At 37.0% G+C, this 3,546-nt stretch carries 2 protein-coding genes and 1 pseudogene; all 3 read right to left on the bottom strand.

Annotated elements, in window-relative coordinates:
- Positions 1–449, bottom strand: a 449-nt coding sequence (locus V7149_RS21700; RefSeq protein ID WP_335347673.1) for a DUF6805 domain-containing protein, incomplete at its 3' end; no start/stop codon positions are given.
- A complete protein-coding gene (locus tag V7149_RS21695; protein WP_335347672.1) occupies positions 421–2,187 on the bottom strand; it encodes a glycoside hydrolase family 127 protein in 1,767 nt (588 codons plus the stop codon). The genes V7149_RS21695 and V7149_RS21700, both read right to left, overlap by 29 nt.
- A 54-nt stretch (positions 2,188–2,241) precedes the next feature.
- A pseudogene (locus V7149_RS21690) lies at positions 2,242–3,274 on the bottom strand (M24 family metallopeptidase).
- Positions 3,275–3,546 lie beyond the last annotated feature (272 nt).

Genomic DNA, 3,546 nt, shown 5'->3' with positions numbered 1-3,546 from the left:
CCTTCGTAAATTTTTTTCGGAAGATCATAGGTGACATTATGGAATCTAGTAGTCTCGTTAAAGCCCTCTTTTGGATTATTCAACAGTGTATTTTCAACAAAAATATCGTACTCTGTTTCCCTTCTTTGCAAATCCTTCGCATAGGAAATGACCAGCGTAATATTTTCTAATTCGTTGACCTTTAAGTCAAAAGTGAACCATCCATCATAAGCGGTTCTTCCTTTTCGACTTTGTAATGATATAACGCGGGTATTTTCACCATCAAAATTGTGGTCACGCTCTGGTTGCATTTCACCTGGCTGTACATAATCAATCGTTGCTTTCTCGAGAATACTTAATTTATTTCTGGCTTCGAGATACTCCACATTTAATTTTTCCCATTCATCCTCTGTGAATAAATCCCAGTAAATAGAATACATCTTATCGTGTATACGATAAAATGGATACAAATTGACATCTCTTGGATAACCCGCATTGACTGTTACAAATGTATTTGCGTTTTCCTTCTACTGGCTGTAACCACTCCGTTAACGACTTATCCTTTGGTATCATGACAGGGGTATATAAGTTTTCGGCTGCTTTTGGATCATTGAGAGGTCCAAGTTCCCCTGCAAGAACGAGAGGTCCGTACATGATAGCAACCCTATTCGGATTATCGGGCATTTGTTCAAGTCGCAATGTCATTGGCATTTTCAGTTTTATTTCATCTCCATTTTGCCATAGACGATCAATTTTTATAAATGAACTTGGCTTCTGCTCAGCTTGTTGTGCCACACCATTAATTGCTAATTCTACCCCTTTCTCAGCCCAATACGGGTATCGAATATGAAGGGAGAAATTCACGTCTTCCGAACAAGAAATCTTCAGGATAACTGAATCATCTTCAGGAAATGCTGTATCTTGAACAATGGATATTCCTTTTTCCTTCCATTGCAGGGTTGATGGGATAAACTGATTGACAAACAATTTATCTTGATTATGAAAATAAATACTACTTCCGTAACTTGCATGGTTTTCCATTCCTGTACCGATACAACATGTGAAATGATCAAACTTTCTATTATAATCCTTGAAACCACCCATATCCAAGGATATACAGTATGTAACCCCGCCCTGTACCGGATGTTGAGAAGCTAAAATATGATTTAATAGAGCACGCTCATAATAGTCAGCAACTTGTGCAGAACTATTCCATTCAAACAAATAATTGGTTAGCTTTAACATATTGTACGTATTACATGTTTCCGTTGTATGTGGGCCAATCCTATTACTTAATTGATCTGGCTCACCAAAGTATTCTTCAAAACTATTTCCTCCGATTACATATGAATGATGTTTAACTACTTGCTCCCAAAAGAACTCGGTTGTTTCTTTTCGCTTCGTATCATTCGTTAACTCGTATTGACGAGCAAGTCCAATTATCTTTGGAATTTGTGTATTCGCATGCAAACCTGACAAGCTATCCTTCCGTTCAGCAAGTGGATCTAGGACAGATTTATGCCAAAAACGTTCGGCAAACTTCATATACTTCATATCACCTGTATCTGCATATAGATCAGCCAACACTTCATTGATACCCCCATACTCGCAGCCCATCAAATTCTCCATTTGATCATCATCGAGATGGTATAGACAATCATATAACCAGTCCGCTAATTTCACTGCAATTTCAATCCCCAATGGGTTTCCAACAAGGTGAGTGGCATCACGTAAACCGGCGAATAACTTATGAATCGTATATAACGGTGCCCATAAGCCATTAAGGTCGAAGCCTTTTGAACGAATATCTCCTTTAGCAACCTCGTCTTGAAACACCTCTTTTGCCCCTGGAATCCCTGAAACATATCCATTTCCATGAGCAGTTTGACATACCCGCAGCTCATCAACAATATAATCAACACGTTCTTTGAACCGCTGATCCTCTAATGAAACATACATCATGGAACAAGCAGACAAATAATGACCAAGTGAGTGACCTGATAGAGTCATAGATTCCCAGCCTTCATATTGAGGTGCTTTTACCTCTAATTCCGCATATTCTCTAAATCTAGCAAGCAAGCGATCAGGTTCAAGCTGTAATAAATATTCCTTATTCAATTCCATCGCATATTTGAAAGGTCCACCTGTCACGGATACATCCCTTAGTTCAAAGGCTTGAGCTCTTGTTTCTACTTGCGTTTTGATCAATTTATATTCCTCCTTTTTTACCAATTCTTATACTTTCTTAATCTTTTTTTGTACTCAGATAATAATCAATTCTCTCGGTGATTTTGTTATAATCTCATTTTGTTGATCACCAATAACGATATCATCTTCAATACGAACGCCACCAAGGTCAGGTATATAAATACCAGGTTCAACAGTGACTACCATGCCCGCTTTAACAATTTGATCTGATGATTTAGAGAAGAATGGATCTTCATGTATGTTCAACCCAATTCCATGTCCTGCCCCATGCCCGAAATATTCACCATATCCCTGTTTAGTAATATAATCCCGAACAATAGCATCAACCTCTTTAGCTGGCATGTCTTGTTTGATTGCACTAGTACAACGTAATAAAGCAGCTAGGACAATCTGATAGATTTCTTTTAATTTCGTATCTGGTTCACCGACAGCTACTGTTCTTGTCATATCTGACCGATATCCTTGGTATAATGCACCATAATCAAGTGTCACCATATCCCCTTTTTCGATGATCTTTTCACTGGCAACCCCATGTGGTAAAGCAGAGCGATAGCCCGAAGCCACAATAATTGTTGAAGAGTTTGATGACGCACCTTTTAATCGCATATAGTGTTCTAGTTCATTTGAGACCTCAACTTCTGTAACACCCGGTCTAATAAAATTGAGTATATGCAGGAAGGCTGAATCCGCAATGGAAGCAGCTGTTCTAATTTTATCTATTTCGTCTTTTGATTTTATTGTACGCAGTGTTTCTACAACTTTTTTTACAGCAACTAATTCAACATCAATTTCTTCCTTAAGTAGTGAATATTCCGCATGTGTAATATGATTTGTCTCAAATCCTAATCTAGAAATTCTAAGCCTTTTGATCTGATTAAAAACAGTCTGCATTAATGTATTCGACTGCCCACATACCTCAATCTCATACCCAATAATTTGTTCACGTGCTTGTTTTGAATATCGAAAGTCAGTTAAGAAGATAGCATTTGATTTCGTAATCAATACAACCCCAGCAGAACCCGTGNNTTAAATAACGGATATTCTCTCTATTTGTTACAAACAATCCATCAATATTTAAAAATTCCATTTGGTTTCTAATCTTAGTTAATTTCACAACTTATACCTCCAGAATTTTTTCATCATCCAATAGATAATGTTTACTACACAACATATGGCCTAAATCAATTTGCATGTCAACAACTTGCTCGTACAACAGATTATACATTACCTATCTTGTACGTACATTGATTATAATATAAAATCCTAATTCGTACAATTAATTTTTTGAATGTTTTAATTATTCAGTCAAGGTGGTGCGCTTCTTTTAATTACTAGGATGAAAACTATACTTTTGCTACC

The sequence above is a fragment of the Bacillus sp. JJ1503 genome, assembly GCF_036965125.1.
Taxonomy (GTDB): domain Bacteria; phylum Bacillota; class Bacilli; order Bacillales; family Cytobacillaceae; genus Cytobacillus.
Note: the sequence above shows the minus strand (reverse complement) of the source record. Positions and strands in the feature narration are given on the sequence as shown.